Origin of the sequence: Streptomyces sp. GSL17-111, assembly GCF_037911585.1 — a bacterium.
Taxonomy (GTDB): domain Bacteria; phylum Actinomycetota; class Actinomycetes; order Streptomycetales; family Streptomycetaceae; genus Streptomyces.
The window spans coordinates 816987-836313 of the sequence record NZ_JBAJNS010000001.1 but is presented as its reverse complement, the minus strand read 5'-3'; the positions used below and the strand labels follow the sequence as shown (position 1 = coordinate 836313).

Genomic DNA, 19327 nt, shown 5'->3' with positions numbered 1-19327 from the left:
CGGGATCCTGGGTGCCTTGACAACCCCCGAACCCCCAGCTCACAGTGGGCGCTACGGACCCCTACAACGCCATCATCCGCGTTCATCCGGTGTCCCGGCGCTACGTGTCATCTGTCGTGCGGACTCTTCCGCCCCCTCGGGCTCTTCAGCCTGCTTGTGAACGCACCGGCTCCCACGCGAGCCGACCTTCGTGACCCCGAAAGGAACCTCTCCGCTGTGCCCTCGGGCCGACGGCGTACGCGCCGACCGGGGCACCGGCGTCGATCTCGTGCTGCTCAGTGGCTGGAAAGGGTGAGTGCCCCGTGCTGGAAACCGTTGTCGAGACCCCTCTTCAGGCCCGCGATCAGCCGTATCTGGAGATCACCTGGCACGATCCGGAGACCACCGCCCGAGGCCACGTCGTGATCGACCGGCTGATCACCGGCATCGCCACCGGCGGGCTGCGCATGCGGCCGGGCTGCACCCGCGACGAGGTCGCGGCGCTCGCCCGGGAGATGACGCTGAAGATGGGCGTCTTCGGCCTCCACGTCGGAGGTGCCAAGGGCGGCATCGACTTCGACCCCGCCGACCCGAGGGCCGAGTCCGTCCGGGAGCGCTTCCTGCAGGCCGTCCGGCCGCTCCTCGAACGCTTCTGGGTGACGGCGGGCGACCTCGGCACCCCGCAGGAACAGCTCGACCAGGCCTTCGCGCGCATCGGCCTGGGCGACACCTCCCTGCACGCCGCCATGGTCCGCGCCCCCGACGAGGCGGACGCGCGCTCCCGCGTCCGGCGGGCGTTCACCGCCCGCACCGACGGACTGCTGCTGGGCGAACTGATCGGCGGCTACGGCGTCGCCGAGGCGGCGCTGGCGGCGCTGGAACAGCGGCGCGTCCCGGCCACCTCCGCCCGAGCGGCCGTGCAGGGCTTCGGCGCCATGGGCGGCTCCACCGCCCTCTACCTCGCCCGCGCCGGGGTCACGATCGTCGGGATCACCGACGCGCGCGGCCTCGTCCTCAACACCTCCCGCGGCCTGGACGTGGAGGCCCTGCTCGCCGCCCGCAGCCCGTCCGGCGTCATCGACCGCTCGGCACTGCGCGAGGACGACGTCGAGTGCCCCGGCGACGCGTGGCTCGGCCTGGACGTGGACGTGCTGGTCCCCGCCGCCGTGTCCTACACGATCACCGCCGACAACTGCGACCTCATCACGGCCCCGCTCGTCGTGGAGGCCGCCAACGTGCCGACCACCCCCGAGGCCGAGCAGCGCCTGCTGGGGCGCGGCGTGACGGTCGTCCCCGACTTCGTCGCCAACACCGGCGCCGCCGCCGGGGCCTGGTGGGTGATCCTGGGCGAGGTGATCAGCCCCTCCGGCGCCTGCAGCCGACTGTCCGCGCAGATGCGTCCCCTCGTCCACGGCCTCCTGGAGCGCGCCGACGCCCTGGGGGTCCCCGTCCGGAGCGAAGCGACGCACCTGGCCCACGAGAACGCCGGACGCCTCGTGCACGAGTACGGTGGAGCGGTCGCGTTCCGGGGCCTCTTCCCCGAGTTGGGGGAGGAGCGCTACATGGTCCACCAGGAAGCGGGCCCCGCCTCCTGAGCCAGCTTCCTGAACCAGCCACAACGGCCCCGCACCCGCCGTACCGGCGGGTGCGGGGCCGGGACTTCCTTGACGAGGCACCTCTCGTAGCATCCCCTCCATGACGCAGGGGGAGCCCGGTGAACGGGTGATCGACGGCCGCTTCGCGCTGGAGGCACGCCTCGGGGGCGGCGGCATGGGCACGGTGTGGCGGGCACGCGATCTCGTGCTGGACCGGGCCGTGGCGCTGAAGGAGGTCCGGCCGTCCGACCCGGACCTCGCCGAGTACGACCCCGACGCGGCGGCCATGCTGCGCGCGCGGGTGCTGCGGGAGGCCCGGGCGCTGGCCCGCGTCGACCATCCGCACGTCGTCACCGTCCACCACGTCGTGGACGGCGCCGAGCACGCCTACCCGTGGCTGGTCCTGGAGCTGGTCACCGGCGGCTCCCTGGCCGACCGGCTCGCGTGCGGCCCGCTGGCCCCCGCCGAGGCGGCCCGCCTCGGCCGCGAGGTGCTCTCCGGGCTGCGGGCCGCGCACGCGGCGGGCGTCGAGCACCGCGACGTCAAACCCGCCAACGTCCTCCTGCGGCCGGACGGGCGCGCCGTCCTGACCGACTTCGGCATCGCCGCCGTCCGGGAGGCGACGGCGCTGACCGCCACCGGCTCCGTCATCGGCACGCCCGACTACATGGCCCCCGAGCGCATCTCCGGAGCACCGGGCGGACCCGCCGCCGACCTGTGGTCACTGGCGATGATGCTCTACGTGGCCGTGGAGGGCGACCATCCGCTGCGCCGCTCCAGCACCCTCGCCACGCTGGCGGCCGTGCTGAACGAGGAGCTCCCGCCGCCCGCCCAGGCCGGGCCCCTGACGCCCGCACTGAACGCCGCACTCCGCAAGGACCCGGCCGCGCGGCCCTCGGCCGCCGAGCTGGACGACCTGCTCGCGGCGGCCGAGGAGGGACGCCCCGGCCCGTCGCCCGCCCCCGGCCCGCCCGCCACGGCCGACGAGGACACCCCCACCTCCTACCCCCTCGCCCCACCCGCCGCCGTCGCTCCCGCCGCGAACCCTCCCTCCACCACCGCGCCCACCGCGCCGCCGCAGACCGGGCGCCCGCCGGTCCGCACGGTCCGGTCCCGGCGCCTGGCCTGGAGCCTCCCCCTCCTCGCCGCCGCCTTGGCTGGCGTCGTCGTCTGGACCGTCCTGCCGTGGGGCGGCGACGAGGACGCCCCGGAGGCCCGCAGCCCGCGCCCCTCCTCCGACCCCAAGGCCCCTGGCCCGTCCGGCACCCCGGCGCGGGACGCCGGGGACACCGAGCCGACCGGCCCCGCCCAGCCCGCCGAGAAGGAGGCGGTGGACCTCCTGACCCCCGAGGGCGTCCGCACCGCCGTCGCCGCCCTCAAGGAGGCGACCGGCACCGACCGGATGAGCTCCTTCACCGTGTACGCCGAGCACGTGTCGGCGAACGTCATGATCGACGGCAGCGACAGCCGCTACGACAGCTGGACCTACCGCACCGCCACCGGCGCGGAGAAGGGCATCATCCGCAGCTCGGTGAGCGCGACGGAGAGCCCGTTCAGCATCGACGACCTCGACTGGGACACCCTCCCCGCCCTGCTGCGGCAGGCCGAGAAGGAGCTGGACGTCGAGGACGTCACCGTCCGCTACCTCACCGTGCGGGCCCCCGACCCGACGTTCGAGACCCCGCTGGGCCTCGCCGTCTACCTCACCAACGACTACCACGAGGTCGGCTACCTGGAGGCGGACCCCAAGGGCCGGGTCACCCGCGTGATGCCCAACGAGACCGACTGACGCCGTGTACCGGGGGCCGTCAGCGGTCCCGCGAGAGGGCCAGCAGCTCGGCGAACGTCCCGTCGGCACGGACGAGATCCTCGTAGTGCCCCTGCTCGGTGATGCGGCCGTGCTCCATCACGACGACGTGGTCCGCGAGCCGGGTGTTCTCCAGCCGGTGGGTGACCACGATGGTGATGCGGTCGGCGGCGACGGCCTTGATCCGCTCGAAGATCCGGTGCTCGCCGCGTGGGTCCATCTGGGAGGTGGGCTCGTCCAGGATCAGCAGCTCCGGCCGTCGGTACAGCGCCCGGGCACAGGCGACGCGCTGCCACTGGCCCCCGGAGAACTCCGACCCGCCGAAGACGTCGCGGGCCAGGAGGGTGTCCAGGCCGGCCGGCAGCTCCTCGACGGCCTCCCGCAGCCCGGCCGCGTCGACGGCCTCCCACACCGGCCCGTCGTCGTGCGTCCTGGGCTGACCGAGGGTGACGTTCTCCCGCACCCGCAGGGGCCACTGGGCGAAGATCTGCGGCACCAGGCCGGTGCGCGCCCACACCGTCGCCGGGCCCACCTCGGCGAGGTCGGTGCCGTTCCAGGTGACCCTGCCCCGGTCGGGCAGGTAGATCCCGGTGAGCAGCCGGGTGAGCGTCGACTTGCCCGAGCCGTTCGCCCCGACGATCGCGAGGATCTGTCCGCGCCGGAGGGTGAGGGAGACGCCGTCCACGGCGGGCCGGTCCTTTCCGGGATAGCGGTAGACGACCTCCTCCAACCGGATCTCCTCCGCCGGGCCGGTGAGGGCGGCCCGGCCGCGTCGCGGAGCCCGCGCCACGGCGTCGTCGAGGAAGGCCTGCATGTCGCTCAGGTACAGGCTGGTGTGGAAGACGGCCGCCCCGCTGACGACCACCCCGGAGAGCGCGGCCAGAGTGGTCTGCACGGCGATGACAGCGGTGGCGGCGACGGCCAGATCGACCCGGCCCGTCACGGCCAGCCAGCCCAGGGCGCCCCATGCGGCGACGAGGAAGACCCCACCGGCCAGTGAGGACAGCAGCGCGATGCGCAACGTCCGGGGCGTGCCGGCCAGCGTCCGCCGGTCGCAGCGGTCGGACAGGGACCGGTACCAGAACACCAGGTAGTCGGTCATCGAGTTGGCGCGGACCTCGTCGGCGTACTTCGACGTGGTGGCCCACCAGCGCATCATGCCGCGTACGTTGCGGTCGGCGACGTTGGCGTAGTGGATCTCGTAGTCCACCCTCGCGGTCAGGACGGCGCCGACACCGGCCGGGAGCACCGCCAGCAGGAGCAGCGGCAGCATCAGCACGTTGAGCACCGACAGGACCCCGGCCGCCGTGATCATGCGGATCAGCGCGGAGCTGAACCGCTGCGCGTCGGCCACCATGAACTGCGCACGGATCACTCCCATCTCGGCCGCCTCCTGACGGTCCACGAACCCGTCCTCCGCGTAGGCGGCGGCCTCCACCCGGCACACCGCCTCGACCAGCGCGCTGTCCGTCTCGGTGATGAGCCGGGGCGTGATGCGTCGCTCGGCGTAGGTGGCCACCGCCCCCGCCCCCCGGCCCAGCGCGGCGGCAAGCGCCACCACCAGCAGCGCGGGCAGCGCCCCGTGCAACCGCTCGCCTGCCGAACCACCCCCGAGCAGCGGCCCCATGGCACGGGCGGTCGCGGTGAGCAGGACGGCCGCGGAGACGCCCGTCACGACCTGGCAGCCGAGCAGGAACTGCACGGCCCGCCGGTCCGTGCGCCACGCCAGCCGGCCGATCCGGCCCAACACGGCCGGGATCTGCGCGCACATCCGCCGGAAGGAGACCTCGGCGAGCGGATTGACGGAGTACTGCCCGGTGTAGGTGATCTCCGCCGGGGGCGGCGGAGGTACGGCTTCCGGCTTCTTGTGCACAGCGGTCGAGGTCAACGTCGTCACCCCTGACGGTCGTCCAGCGCGGTCGAGGGGCTCAACGACCCGGCCCGGGATATCGAACTGATGTGTTTCGGTCAGCCTCCGAACCCCGAAACCCCACGCGTGTCGACTCCTGCACCCACCACCCACCCCACCCCCGCAACGCCCCCGCAGCCACCCACGATGGCCAGAACACGTCTACCCGCTGTGGACTACGTTGTGCGGGCGCTCGGGCCCCACCGTTGCGGCCCCTGCTGGAAGTGGCGACGGCTGGCGTATTTCCGCGCCTACTTCTTGTCCAACGCTGACCCAACCCTGAAGGGGCACCGGCCGAACGGAGCGCCTCGGACGACACCTCTCGATCGTGTCGCTGACGGGCGTCACTATCGCCAGGGCCTGATGGGCGCCGTCAGCCCTCGACCGCCGCGTTGAGGAGGCGGCTCCGCTCACCGCTCCAGGAAACGGCCAGTGCGTCTCTCGCTCGGGTGCAGGCCACGAAGAGCAGGCAGTGTTCGGCGAGCAGGTCGGACTTATGCTGTACGGGATCCACCTCGGAGGGCGTGATCTTAGGCGGAAACGGCAGCACGCCCGCGTTGACACCGACCACGGCAACGCAGCGGAACTCGAGCCCCTTCATCGCGTACATGCTCGCCACGCGCACGCCCCCTACTTCCGGGCCGGGGGCTTTCCTCACGCCAACGGCGGGGACGCCCGCCCGCTTCAGCCCGGCGATGACCGCATCGACCACGGCGTTGAAGCGTGCGCACACGGCGATCTCTGACGGCCGCACACCGTCGACGTCGATCCAGGCCCGGACCTGCTCCGCCAAGCCCGCAAGCTCCTCCTCCTGCGTCCTCCACCCCCGGGCGACCGGCATGCGGCCGTGCAGCTCCGAGCGGTAACCGGCGAGCGTGTCGAGATCACCTTCCTCGTCGTCCTGACCCAACCGGAAGACCTGCTGTCCGTCCAAAAGAGACAGCGCCCAGGTCAAAATTTCCTCTGTGCTGCGGTAGTTGAGCCGCAGGCGGGCGGACCGGCCGGTGATCGGGATTCCCAAAGACTTCAGAGACACCCGTGAGTCATAGATCCGTTGATGGGGGTCGCCGACGAGGAACATGTCGTCGGCTCCGGGTGCGACACAGGCGCGCAGGACCCTCCACTGTGCCGGGTGCAGGTCCTGGGCCTCGTCCACCACGACATGCCGGTACCGGGGAGTCCGCCCCCGCAGAATGCGCGCGGCGCGGGCGCACAGCTGGGTGTACGTCGCTGTCCCGCGGGAGTCGACGGTGGTAGCGAAGTCCTCCATCGCTCGCCATAGCTGAGCCCGCTGGACAGGTCCTACCGGAGTTCCACGCCCGCGCCGAGTGCAGCGTAGATACTCCTCGGGGGTCCTCAGCTCTTGAGCCAGGAGCACGTGCCGGAACTCCTGGGAAAGGAACTGCTCGGACCATCCGAGCCCGTGGCGCGAGCGTATGGTCGTCCACATGCTCTTCTCGGCGGGACCGGAAAGTGCCTTCGGTACCGCGCCGTGAGCTTCGCGGATGACGCGGGAAGCGAGCGAGTCGACGGTGGTGATGTCGACGCGGGTGAGCAGGTGGCGATCGGCCTCGCCGAGGAGCAACCCGAGGTTCTCCCGTAGTGCGTCGGCCATGGCGTTGGTGAACGTGGTCAGGAGGACCCGTGCGTCACTGTCACGGTTCGCGAGTAGCAGGTGCCGCACCCTGTGCAGCGCCGCGACCGTCTTGCCGGTGCCGGGTCCGCCGGTCACCTGTGCGGGGCCCCTGTAGCCGGGGTGATAGGCGACTCGCCGCTGAGTCGGGTGCAGGAAGACGCGCCACCGGGCGAAGTCGTCGGCGAGTACGCGCTCCAGCTCGTCGGCGCCTGCCACTTCCACGATGCGGTTGGGAGTGTTGCGAATCGCCTCACCGATACCCACGGGTGCGCGCTTGTCGGTGGAGCGGCTCGCCGGCCGACGCACGGTGATCAGCTGTTCCCAGACCTCCTCGGGAGTGAAGCCCTCAGCCAGGAATTCCAGAACCTCGAACTGGTCCGCCGGCATCAGCGGCGGAGTGATCATGCGTAGGTCGTCCCGGTCTGTGCAGAGACGCGCCAATCTGAGCATCTGGTCGTCAAGTCCGAGGTCGCGCAGCACGGAGTCGGAATGCGTCGCGAAGAGCCGGCTCGGCTCGGTGTTCGCCTTGTCCGCGAAGAACGGTTCCACTGCTTCCAGTGCTTCGACGTTCCGTACCTCCAAGGCGCCCGTGGCCGCGTTGACCGAGTAGGCCCGCTTCTGAGCCCAGGTGATCGCCTCGTCATGCGGTGCTACTCGGATCAGGAGGAAGGTATGGCTTCCGTCGTCCGGTGCCAGTACGACACCCCGGTAGGACTTGGTGATGCGAATCGTGCGAATGCGCGGATCGCGAGCGTGCGCCAGCTGTTCGAGGTGCAACCCCTTCTTTCCGTACAATTGTGCGATCGTGAGTTGCTGGAAGGTGCGGACAGCGTCGCGTACGCCGCTGCGCACGTGCTTCTCCAGGCGCGCGTACTCCTCGAAGAACTCCTCCGAGATGGCCAGTTTTGGCATGTCTCCCCGCGGGCGATGCGATGTGTGCGGTCCGGCGACCAGTCTAGGGATCATGCTGACGTGACCTGGCCCGGATGCCGGAATGCGTGCGGCTTTCCGGCATCCGCCCGGACTCGGAGGTGAGGTGCTCAGAAAAGCGAGAGTTGGGGTTCGGGCGCCGCATCGGGCGAAGGGGGCTCGGTGAGGTCGGGGTCAAGGTCCCCTTCCGTTCTCCCATCTGCGTGCGCGCGGCCTTCCAGGTCCGCCTCCTCGGACTCCTCGGCCTCCGCCATAGGCAGCACGTAAGCCTGAGCCTGACCGGCCAGATGCAGCGGCAAGGGCAGTGAGAGGGCGTCCGGGTAGTCCGGCGCCTGGCGTAGCTGATGCATCGCCAGCGCGAAATCGAGTGGATCGTCTTGGCGGTCCTCGCTGTTGTCGTCAGGATGACAGGCGAGCACCGTGATCTCCGTCAGCGCGGGGTTGCAGGCATCGGTACCGGCTTGGGAAGTCGGTGTGCCCTGTGCGTTGACTCGAATGGCCAGGCGGTCCAGCGAGGGGGAGACGGGTTGCGTCTGCGGTCGGCTCGTAGCGCTGTAGAAGACCCGCTCGCCGAGCGTTCGCCTACAGCCCTCTTGCACCGGGAGGGACCAGAACCCTGCCGGCTGCCCGCTGGCCTGATCCGGTCCTTCGGCCACGCCCCACCACTGGGCTGTCTCCCTGCCCGAGCCTCCTCTTACCCGAACCAGTCGCAGTTGCTCGTCGATCCGGCGTGCCGGCGCGTGCCCGTCTTTCAACAGATCCCGGATTACTCGACCATCCTGGAGCCAGGGCCAGTGCAGTCTGCTGTTCTGCGCATGGGTGATGAGGACCGTAGGCCGCCCGCGCAGGGAGTGCAGCAACCGCTGGAGGAACCTTGCCGTCCGGCGTCGCTGCTCCTCGAGATTGCCACGCCACGCTGGAGAGGTGACGTGGACCGGCGACGACTCGGAGCCCTCTCCAGAACGCGGGCCCGGAAGGCGAGGCGTCGGCTCGTGGAAAGCGTCGGCGCTGACCTCTGCCTTCTTCACCAGCCCGAGCAGGAAGTCCGGATACGGAACCCAGTCGCCCCGCTCATCGTCCCAGCCTTGGATCCGAGCCAACCCCGCAGCACCTGGAAGTGGGGTCATGAGGACAGCGACAGGCTGATGGAGTGGCAGCCGAGTAGGCCCGTCCTTGCGTCGTTTGACCATCCACAGGGCGGCGTATCGCAGATCGTCGGGTAGCGCTTCGGTACGTGTATGTTCGGGCAGCACCCGCACACCGAGCTGCCGGATCCCGTCGAGCCAGGCGTTACGCACCCGGTGCTCCAGGCTTCCCTCGTTCCGGGCTCCTCGCTCGGCGGTAGGCGTTGCGGCGAACTGTGTCAGTACCCCCGCGTCCGCGCAGCCAAGCCGGAGCGCGAACTTGGGGTCAGTCCCGGAGGCTCGGAAGGCGCTGCGATGGGCGATCTCCACGAGGGCGAGGGCGGGCTGCTCCGGGGCGGCACCGTCCTCCTTGAGCCGGGTGCATACGTCGCGCCGTCGGGTGGTGATCGCCTCCGCGATCCGAGCCCCCTTGCCGCGGATGCTGTCGTCAAGCTCCAGTCTCTCTCCCAGCCCGCCGTTCAACGGCAGACAGCGCAGCCGGAGCAGCAGTTCGGGAGTGTGCCACTCCAGATCCACGGATGATCCCGGCCTGGCCTCGTCGAAGGTCTGGTCGGTGAGGCCGGAACGGTTGGACGCCTGCGGACGCTCGGGAAGACCGAGCACGTCAGCGAAGGCGGCCACGGCCTGGTGACGCAACTCGTGGGTCTGCCACAGGAGCCGGAACTCCACCTCGGGCCTTCTGCCGTCGGCCGATCGAACGGCGGCCAGTGCGGCACGCCGCTGGTGAGCCGTGCGCTCTCCTTCCCGCTGCTTCGCCTCATCCCCCTTCGGCTTGGGCCGCCGATTGGCGGGAGCACCGGCGCCCCGTGCCGCCCGTACCAGGTCGGGGGCCCGCCGCACGCCCTCCGGCAGCGCCTGCTCAGCCCACGCCGTCAGTTGGGACCGCTGATGAGGCATGAAGCCACGGCCGATCTCATGGGTGGCGCTCATGCGGTTGCTGTGTGTTACGGCCGCACGTACGCCGGGCCCACCCTCGTCGATCCAGGTGACGGGGTCGGACAGCAGCGCGTCGACAGCGGGGAAACGGTCTCCCAGCGTGAGGGCGCGCAGGATGCCGGCGGGGTCGTTGTGCATCCAGGTGAAGGAGCCGGAGCGGTGATCCCTCACCAGCCGGGCTACGGCGTACCGGTCGCTCGTCGGTGCACCGGGTAGCCAGGGGATGTTCGGGCGCAGATGGACGGAGGTCGCTTGTGTGAAGGGCAGATCGAGCCTGCCGGTGTCGCGGCGGGGGTGGGTTGCCCAACGTCGCACACTCCAGTGCAGGTGCAGGCGGGGTTGCGGGTCGAAAGGCACGGTGTGCAGCGAGATGTTGAGGACGACGGAGAACCACCACTCCCTTCGCTTGACGGTGCGGCACAGCGGCTGGGACATCAGCTCGGCGCCTTGATCCCGCGGCCCCCGTGGCACCGCGCGGAAGCGCAGCGTGCCACCGTCGAACTCGTAGGGGTCGAGTGCGAGGATGCGGCGGGCCAGCGCATCGGTGGCGAGCTGGAACTGCCGACCCTCAGGCACTGCGGTGCCACCGTCGCTGGCCGGAGTAACGAGCAGCTTGACCTCGCCGACCGCATGCCAGGTCGGCAGGCTCTTCTTCAGTTCGGCGCTGGTCGCGAGCATCAGACGACGGAACTTGTGCCCGAATCCGCCGTCCCTGGGGCCGAGCGTGGGCAACCAGGCATCCAGCAGCCGACTCAACGCGGGCGCGGGCAGCGGAGGCGGTGCCTCGGAAGGAACGTACAGCCAGGCGTCTTGGGGGGGAGTGGTCCGTTCGCCGAGGGGCGGACGGCTGCGAGGACGCACGATCAGATCGGGAGCCAGCGTTTGTAGTACTCCGTCGAGACGTCGGGTCGGGACCGTGCGCAGCCTTCTCTCTTCGTCCCGTCCGACGTTGCACAGGGCGAGGAGGCCCTCATGCCAGTGCTCGGGAAACGGTAGAGCGTGGTACGACGCGGTCCAGGGCGACGCGTCGGGGTCCTGGAGGTAGGCGGCACGCCGGAGATGGGTGTAGCTCGGCATGGTGCTCCGTTCAGCGGATTCTGTCGGTGGTCTGATCGATTCAGTCGTCGGTGCCGAGGCGGCACAGGGCCTGGTAGAGCGGCTGATAGAGCTTCCGGACGAGCGCCGGATCGGTCGGGTCCGTGAAAGTGCAGGGATCGGCCCCTTGGTCGAAGTACGGCGCGAGTACGTCTCGCAGCCGCACGAGCAGGCCGGGATCCCGCAGCCAGCGTGGTGGCTCGACCAGGGGACGCGGTGCCCAGGCGGCTGCCAGCGCGGGGGCGAAGGCCGCGTCCACGAAGACGACGCGGGCCGGAACACCGCCTCGCACGAGCCGTCCGATCACTTGCCAGATGGTGACGAGCTGATCCCAGGCGAACGACTCCTTCTCACTCTCCGACAGAGCGGAGTAGACGTACGGTCGGGACAGGAGATGCCGCCACACCCCTCGAGCGGTGGTACGGAACGTGGCGCCGGCCTGATTGAGATCCGGGGCCGCCGAGACGAGCTCGGTGAATCCGCCTTGCTGCCCGCTTCTGCTGTCCCGGTGTTGGTCCCGGACGAAGCGTGCCGCCCAGTCGTTCACGGCGAAGACCGTGAGCGACAGGTCGTCCGGTCGGGGATGCGGGCGGGCGAGGAAGAAGACGGTGCCGAAGGCGGCCACACGTTCCTCGCCGGGGCGTTGCGGCACGGTGAGGATGTTGTGTCCCCGTTCGATGGCCAGCAGCGGAGCCACCAGCAGTTCCGCGTCCGGATCGTCCGCGAACGTGGCCAGGTCGCCTCTGCGGACGGCGCCCGCACGGCCGCGTCCGTCGCCGCGCGCCGGGTCTCCCGCGACGGCCGCGTCCAGCTCGGCGTCATCGGCGGTCAGGACCCGTACCCGGCCGTGCCAGCGCGGGATCTCGTCCAGCAGATGGGCGGCGACTGTGGCCTCACGGTAGCTTCCCACCAGCAACAGGGCGCGCCGTCGGCGTTCGTCCGCGATGCGGCCGAGCTCCTGGCGCAGGGGCCCCGGCTCACCGCCGCGGCCGTCGCGGGCCAGCCCCAGCACCATGGAGCGCAGCACATCGGCGCGACGGTCCGGGTGCTGGCCGGAAAGCCTGATGGGCCGACCTGCGGTGTCGTAGAGGAAATGCGTTCGGAAGTGCGTCTCGCTGATGGCCCGAAGTGCCTTCGTCCCCGGACGGAGGACGGCGCGAACCGGAGCGAGGACATGCGCCCGGGTGGACGTTCCTGCCCAGCTGGTGCCGGACATCAGCAGCACCTGGGGGCCGCCCCGGCCGTGTTCCGGCTGTGCCCCCAGCCGGTGGAGGGAGAGCAGGAGCTCCCGGCCGACCCCGGCGCAGCGAAAGAACCGCAGAGTGCCGGTGCAGCGCCCTTCGGAGTCCCGGCGCCGCTCGCGGTCGTCGGGGAGGTACTGGAAACCCAGTACGTTCCCCATAGGCGTTTCGGGCACCAGCGGGGCGTAGTCGAGCGGCGGGCGACGAGTGAGGTCGTTGCCGCCGGTGTCCAGGTGGAGTGCCGCCTCAACCTGCGGCCACAGGAAGGTGACGCGATCCAGCCGCTGATGCAGCACGGCCAGGATGATCACGAACTCCAAGCGTTCTGCGGCTTGCTCAAGCCACTTATCACCGGATGCGCTCCCCTCCTTGACGCAGGGTGCTTCCTTCAGCAGGACTTCCAGCACGGTCCGGACCCTGCGCCGGGTGCTCTTCTCGTCGAGGGTGTGCAGCAGGTCGTGGGCCAGGCGCGTCAGGGCATCGGTGTCCGTGCCGTAGGGCCCGCGGTCGCCGAGCGGATCGTCACGGAAGGCGTCCAGCACCCGGGTGACCACCTCACGGCGTTCGGCGTGGGGATCTCCGGCAGGGCTCAGGCGTTGCCCGTCCGGTTCCTCCCCGGAGGTGCGGGCCGCACGCAGCCCCCCCTCGCCTTCGTACAGTTCCGCTTCGTTCTCCAGGGTCTCCTCGGTCGGAGCGGCAAGGGGCGGGTACCACTCGTGGAGCAGCCGCTCCTGCAACGTCCAGGCACTGAAGTAGTCGATCTGGGCCCAGGAACGCAGATCCTCATTCTTGATCAGCCGTGCGTACAAACGGTCGGTGGCCTGACCGACGACATCGAGTGCGGAGGACCAGCGCTCCACGTCACGGTCGGAGAGGGGCAGCCTGCCCTGCCGTGCCAGTTCGGCGATCTCGTGGGTCTGGAGCTGGTCGAGCCACGACTCCGGTCCACGCGTCACCAGCGTCGCCGATGGCGCGAACATCTGGTCCAGCTGCATCTGTACGCGGTCCGCCTCGTCCACGATCACGATGTCGCTGCGTAGGCAGGCCAGTTCCAAGTAGCGCAGTCGTTCGGCGCTGAGCTGACGTGGTACGGCCGTCTGCACCAGACTGGCCGGATTCGCCACCCAGATCAGCGCATCGACCAGGGAGCGAGCGGCGAAATGGCGTGGACAGGACGACCACAGGGGGCACGTGTGCGCGTCCCGAAGTTCGTCGGGAGCTTCCGACGGGCGGTCCGAAGGAGGTGACTCGGTCCGGCGAAGGGCGCGCAGGTGTTCCAGCCGGTCGTCCGGGCCGGACGGCTCCTCGGGGGGCGCGGTGTGACGGACCGGGTGCAGGGCTCCGCAGGGCGCGTCGGCGTAGCGTAGCGGAGCGGCCGCGTCCAGGCCGCGCAGGGCGTCCAGAGGGCACGTGGTGCTCAGATGGTCGAACGCACGGTCGGTGTGGAGCAGCAGGGATCGTGCACCACGGGCCGCGAGCCGACGGTGCAGCCGCTGGGTGTGCTGCTCCCGTGTGGTGCCGCCTTGGACCACGGCGGCGGACAGGCCGAGGCCGCGGAAGAGTTCGGTCAAGGCGATCTGTTCCGCGACGTCCCCGACGACCAGCGTGGTCCGCAGGCCGCGCTGGTGCGCCCAGACCGCCAGAAGGCTCATCAATGTGGACTTACCGGCGCCGACCATACCCACCAGGTGGGTGAGCTCGTCCAGCCGCAGCCGGGAAGCGGGGACGAAGTCGCTGCCGCCCGGGGAACGCGTGTCGAGATGGAGATCCGTGAGGCGCTCCGCCCAGTTGCCGGCCCGGAGCCCGAGCCGCTGCTCCTCGGCGTCCATCCACTCCGCAGTATCGGCGAGTTCATCCATCGACACATCGATCGGTGTGGAGTCACCAGGCCGGCCTGCCGCCAGATCGTGTCCCGCCGTCGGTTCTCGGACCAGGGACTCGGGGATGGATACGGACGCGTGTCGACGGCCGTCCATGAAGCGGTAGGATCCCGTGCCGGCCAGGGGGAGCGAGCTGGTGGCGAAGTCGGGCAGCGTCGCGAGTGCGGCATCGTAGACGGTAAACCGTGCCCCTGCGATCGGTGGGTCTACCCGACGGGCAGGACCGCCGGTGGTCGGAACACGGTAGCCGCGCAGGCGTTCCGGCAGCTCCAGGTAGGTCTCCAAAGCCTGTTCCCACATCCGCCGTCGGCGCATCGGCCACAGCAGATGCCGAGCGGCTGCTACCGCCAGGTGCTGGGAGTCGCTCCGCACCAGCCCCGCTGCCTGACCGAAGGGATATCCCCCGAGCAACGTCCACACCCCGTCCGCACCGCAGCGCGGATCCAGGGTCTCCAGCAGTCTGAGCCCCAGCTCCACTTGGCACAGCAGCGACGGTCTGGTGTCGTCGTGCGCTTCCGGCCAGGGTCGCAGGGCCTCCACCACCGGCCGGTACCAACTGCTCCGGTCACGCATGACCCTCTCCGTTCTCCGGGTAGGACGAAAGAGAGATGCGCGCCTTCGGGCCGCGCTCACCGCCCAGCCGTGTTCGGGCTGCGGCGAGAAGGCGGACGTCGGTCAGGAGCCGCAGCCCGCCCGCGCGGTCGCCGCGTTCGCGTTCATAGGTCTCCAGGTAGTCGCGCCGCGCCTGCAGACGGAATGCCGGAACCACCCAGCAGGCCTCGTCGTACGGAGGGTCGGGACGTACTGCTTCGGCCTTTCGGCCCAGCAGTCCCGGATGGGCCCAGTCCTTGACGTCCACGGCCCAGACGTGTCCGTCGGGGAAGGTGATCCGCACGTCGTAGGCGTCGTACCCGGGCCACATCTCCACGGCCAGCCCGAGCTTGCGCAGGGATCGTTCGAGAGCCACCTCGGCTCGGCCGGGTCCGGTGACGAACTGGCGCAGCGGCCTGTCGAGATGACGCACTTCACCGCAGGTGTCGGGACGGAGCCCGGGCCCGGGCGGGGGCGGGCCCAAGTGGCGGCACTGATCCCGCTCGCACCACCAGCCGCCGTCCGCGAGCGGAGTGAGCAGCGTCAGACAGCGTGCGCACGGCGTGTAGGAGCCTTGTCGCAAGTACCCGTCGGGAACCGAGGCGTAGACGAGGTTCACCAGCTCGCGCACGGGTTCGAGGTAGAGGTCGGCGGCCACGGACAGCCAGTCCGCCTCGGTGAGCACCGGCCGGGTCACCAGCAGCCGGCGGAACGCGGTGTAGGACTCCGGCGAGGCGGCGTCACGGCAGGCGCGCATGGCTTCGTGGACGACCATGCGGTCGTACTGGCGGGCGGTGCTGTCGCCGTGTTCGGGCACGGCCAGCTCGTGGCAGAGCTGGCTCGGCTCGCCGGACGTTTCGTCGATGAGCCGGTCTCCTGCGTCGAAGGGAAGCTCCGGTAGTGCCTCCAGGGGCCAGCTCCCCAACGGCCGAGCCCTGCACCAGCGCAGCAGGTCCGGCAGACCGGCGGGCGGTCGGGCGCCGTCGCGGAGGCACACCAGCACCAACGCGTCCAGGGCCCGCTGTGCCTGTGCCGGGTAGGGAAGGGCGAAGGAGTCCAACCGCGTCACCTCTTCCAGGCGGACGACGGCCGTGGCGATGTCCCGCAGCAGTCGCACGTCAGCGTGGGTGTACCAGTCGAGCCCTTCCTGAGAGGGTGAGGAGAGATCAGGCATCGGTACCTCCGTCGTCGCGGCCCGTGGACACTGCTACCTCAGACCGCTGAGCGACTGGTCGCTCGGTGACGAAGGCGGTGCCCGGGCCACACCACGGACGAGCGTCACAGTGGTGACAGTGACGTCCCGTCAGTGACGGAAAGGTGGTGTCTTCCAGCAGCGGGCCGGCCAACCCGGCAATGACCCCTTCTGCTTCAGCGACGACATCTGGACGGCTTGGGTCGATGCGCTCCAGCGTGGCCTCGCCGCGGTGGAGCAGCTCGAACTCCACCCATGAACGCCGGGGATCGGCCCCCAGGGCGCCGGCGTTGAGTAGGAGTACCGCCAGCGCCAGTTGTGGGTAGCTGCGGAGTAGAGACTCGCCCTCCCACAGCTCGGAGGAGGACGTCTTGGTCTCGCGCCAGACCCAGCCGCCGGACCGCGTATACAACAGGTCCGGAACGGCTAGGACGACAACGTCGAGCTCCGGCACGTAGACAGCGACGCGGTGCTGGACGAGGACCTGTTCGTCCGCGCCGAGACCGTCGAGCGGACAGCACGCCCGGTGCGCGTCCAACATGCCGGCGCCCTCTCGAGCGATAGCACCCTCCAGGTGATGGTCGCCGCCGGTCCAGTTGGCGGGGTCTGCCGGGCCGGGAAGGTCGTGGCACCCGCGGACCGGACGCCGAGTGGCCCCGTGGTGGTCATTGAGCCACGCGTCCACGGCACGCCCTCGCCGGATGGCTTCGCCTTCCTCCTGGAGGGACGTCAGCCACAGCTGGCGGGTGAGGTGGTACTGGGCCGGACACTGGTCGTGTGCGCGCAGGTCCGAGACGGAGAGGGACCTGCGCCCGGTCTGGGTTCCGGGCCGGCCTCCCCACAAGGCCGGGGTACGGCGTATCGATGTGCAGGCGTCGATCGCCTTGCAGTCCACACAGTCCGTGCCCGGACGTGCGCCGATGCCGGTGGCTGCCTCATGAAAGGCGGGGGCGGCGAAGGTGGCGAAGCGTCGTTCCGCTTCCTCTCGGTCGCAGTCCAGCAGGAGGCGTGCGTCACCTTCCGCGCAACCGAAATCGATGACGCGGACGCGCTCGGGGAGATCGGTGTCGGGGGTCGGCTCCGGTGCGGGGAAAGCACCGTAGCGCGTCGTACGGCCCGGGGCGCCGCGAGTGAGCACGTACGCCACCGCCGCGAGTTCGGCGTCCGGCCTGCTCGACTTGGCCCGGCCGAGGGACGGCAGCCACAGTTCTCGGACGTGTCCGTCGGCCGAGGCGTACCGGCGGCCCCACACGGTGTGCTCGTACTGCCTGGCACCCCGGGCGTCGGGCTCGGCACGCCGTGCGGTGCGTACGGTCCACGCGGAGCGGACCGGGAAGGTCGGTGGTAGTCCGGCGCGCTCGGCCGCCTCCTGTTGCGCGGCGCGTTGCGCCACGTACCTCTCCAAGGCCCCCATGGTCCAGCGCACCAAGCCGGGATGGCAGGGCCGCCCCCGCTCCCTTATCACCCCGTCCGAGGTCTCCAGCCGGTCGAGGACGCGGTCGAGGGACCAGTTCTCGTGTTCCAGGAGGTCGAGTGCGCCGAAGAGCGGGCCCAGCCCGAAGTCCTCCAGAGGGGGACGCGCCCGGCGTCTGACGGCGGAGGGCGTGAGCAAAGGGCGTACGGCCGTGCGGCGGTGGTCCGGGCAGCCGTCGGGCTGTGGTCTGGCCATCCGGGTACTGACTCGGATGAGTGAGGAATCGCCGGTGAGGCCGGGAGACATGGACGGGATGGGCATGGCCACTCCCTGAGGGCCGGGATCGAAGTCGCCGACAGCATGACACAAAGCTGTGAACTTAGTCCACTGACGACGCTTCTGTGAATGATGAAGCTCTATGCTGAGCGTTGGAGCGCGCGGAACGAAGACGCGGAACGAAGACGCGGAACGAAGGCGAGGAGCGGTCGTGGAGCTGTGGCCGGAGCGTATCGAGGCGGGCGAGGTCCTCGGTGATCGCTACGAGTTGGTCCGGGTGATCGGCAGAGGCGGTATGGCCGAGGTGTGGCGCGGCCGGGACGTCGTGAGCGGCCACGCGGTGGCCGTGAAGTTTCTCCGCCCCGACACCGAGGATCTCCAGACTCTCGACACTCGGGAGCTGCTTTCCGAACTGGACAATCTGCGAGGTCGGTTCCGTCGCGAGGCCGACTTGCTGGGCGGGCTCGATCACCCCGGCATCCCCGAGCTCTACGGCCAGGGCCTTCACCACAACGTGCCATACCTGGCGATGCGTCACGTGGACGGCGTCACTCTGCACGCGTTCCTGGCCGACCACTCGACACTTCCGATGACGGTGGCCGCCGCCGTTGCCGCGCAAGTGGCGTCCGCGCTCGCCTGTGCACACGTACATCCGCTCGTGCACCGCGACCTCAAGCCGCAGAACATCATGCTGTCGCGTCAGGGCATCGCCGTACTGATCGACTTCGGCATCGCCAAGCCGCTCGGCACGGGCGTCACCCGCTACACACGCCGTGGGTCCACCCTCGGCAGCCGCGGCTACCAAGCCCCCGAACAGATTCTGGAGAAGGAGCCGACGGCCCGTACCGACATCTACGCTCTCGGTTGCGTCGCGTACGAGCTCTTCACGGGCCGAGCACCGTTCCTCGGCGACGGAGCCCGGGGGCTGACCGACCAGCACCTGCACGTCGAACCCGCACCGCCCAGCTGGTTCGTGCCGGCGGTCCCCGCGGTCCTGGACGATCTGCTGCTCCGCATGCTCGCCAAGGACCAGCAAGACCGTCCGTACGTCGAGGAAGTCGTCGACGTGCTCGACACGTTGGTGCCGCGTCCCGGCGACCCGGAGCCGCGCCCCCGACTCAGTCCCGATCCGACGCGTCCCTTCCGCGTCCCCGGCGATGCCCCGCTACCCACCGGCCGGACGCCTCCTGCGGCACCGGGCGCAGGTCCGGATCTGGAGGAGTGGCTCGACGCTCGTACAGTGCAGGGGTTGTGCGCTGAGGCCGAGGACGAACTCGACACCGGGGAGCCGGGGAAGGCGGTACGTCGGCTGGCCACCCTCGCGGAGCGCGCGCGCAGGGAGTGGGGTGTGCGTAGGCCGCTGGTCCGCCGGGTGTGGTGGCTCGCAGCCGACGGCCTGCGGTGGTCCGGCGACTGCGGGGCCGCCGCAGCGCTCTACGAGGGGCTCGTGGGCGAGCTGATCCCCGGCCAGGGCGACGTTGCCCCCGGGGACGTGGCCGACCGGGCCGTGGCGCGGCTTCGCCTGGCGGAGTGCCGTCTCGCGTTCGGCGAGATCGGCGCTGCCCTCACCGCCCTGGAGGAGAGCGCCACGACGGTTCGGGCCCTGCCTCCCGACTTGGCCGCCACCGTGGACGCCGTGCGCCGTGAGGTCCAGATCGACGTGGCGGAGCGCTGTGCCGACCCTGAACAGGGGTAGTGCCT

The 19327-nt window shown here is 70.5% G+C and carries 9 protein-coding genes; 3 read left to right on the top strand and 6 right to left on the bottom strand.

Annotated elements, in window-relative coordinates; genetic code table 11:
- Positions 1-302: 302 nt before the first annotated feature.
- Both V6D49_RS03450 and V6D49_RS03445 read left to right on the top strand, forming a co-directional pair.
- Positions 303-1574, top strand: a complete 1272-nt coding sequence (locus V6D49_RS03450; protein WP_340556994.1) for a Glu/Leu/Phe/Val dehydrogenase dimerization domain-containing protein — start codon at positions 303-305, stop codon at positions 1572-1574.
- Between the two features lie 100 nt (positions 1575-1674).
- Positions 1675-3363 (top strand): serine/threonine-protein kinase, encoded by a 1689-nt coding sequence (locus V6D49_RS03445; RefSeq protein WP_340556992.1) that lies wholly within the window; start codon positions 1675-1677, stop codon positions 3361-3363.
- 19 nt (positions 3364-3382) lie between these two features.
- Here V6D49_RS03445 and V6D49_RS03440 read toward each other — a convergent pair whose 3' ends face one another.
- The 6 genes from V6D49_RS03440 to V6D49_RS03415 form a co-directional block, all read right to left on the bottom strand.
- On the bottom strand, positions 3383-5152 hold the full coding sequence (locus V6D49_RS03440; protein WP_340563654.1) for an ATP-binding cassette domain-containing protein: 1770 nt from the start codon (positions 5150-5152) through the stop codon (positions 3383-3385).
- A gap of 511 nt (positions 5153-5663) precedes the next feature.
- Complete coding sequence (locus V6D49_RS03435) at positions 5664-7838, bottom strand: ATP-dependent helicase (RefSeq protein WP_340556990.1); 2175 nt, start codon at positions 7836-7838, stop codon at positions 5664-5666.
- A 128-nt stretch (positions 7839-7966) separates the two neighbouring features.
- The gene (locus tag V6D49_RS03430; protein ID WP_340556988.1) at positions 7967-11014 is read right to left on the bottom strand and encodes a pPIWI_RE module domain-containing protein; all 3048 of its coding nucleotides are present in this window, start codon (positions 11012-11014) and stop codon (positions 7967-7969) included.
- Positions 11015-11054: 40 nt separating this feature from the next.
- A complete protein-coding gene (locus V6D49_RS03425) occupies positions 11055-14726 on the bottom strand; it encodes a pPIWI_RE_Z domain-containing protein (RefSeq protein ID WP_340556986.1) in 3672 nt (1223 codons plus the stop codon).
- Positions 14719-15918, bottom strand: a complete 1200-nt coding sequence (locus V6D49_RS03420) for a pPIWI_RE_Y domain-containing protein (protein ID WP_340556984.1) — start codon at positions 15916-15918, stop codon at positions 14719-14721. The genes V6D49_RS03425 and V6D49_RS03420 overlap by 8 nt, the downstream gene beginning before the upstream one ends.
- Positions 15911-17605, bottom strand: a complete 1695-nt coding sequence (locus V6D49_RS03415; protein ID WP_340556982.1) for a PD-(D/E)XK nuclease family protein — start codon at positions 17603-17605, stop codon at positions 15911-15913. The genes V6D49_RS03420 and V6D49_RS03415 overlap by 8 nt, the downstream gene beginning before the upstream one ends.
- Before the next feature lie 232 nt (positions 17606-17837).
- On the opposite strand from V6D49_RS03415, the gene V6D49_RS03410 reads away from it, so the two are divergent.
- A complete protein-coding gene (locus V6D49_RS03410) occupies positions 17838-19322 on the top strand; it encodes a serine/threonine-protein kinase (RefSeq protein WP_340556980.1) in 1485 nt (494 codons plus the stop codon).
- Positions 19323-19327 lie beyond the last annotated feature (5 nt).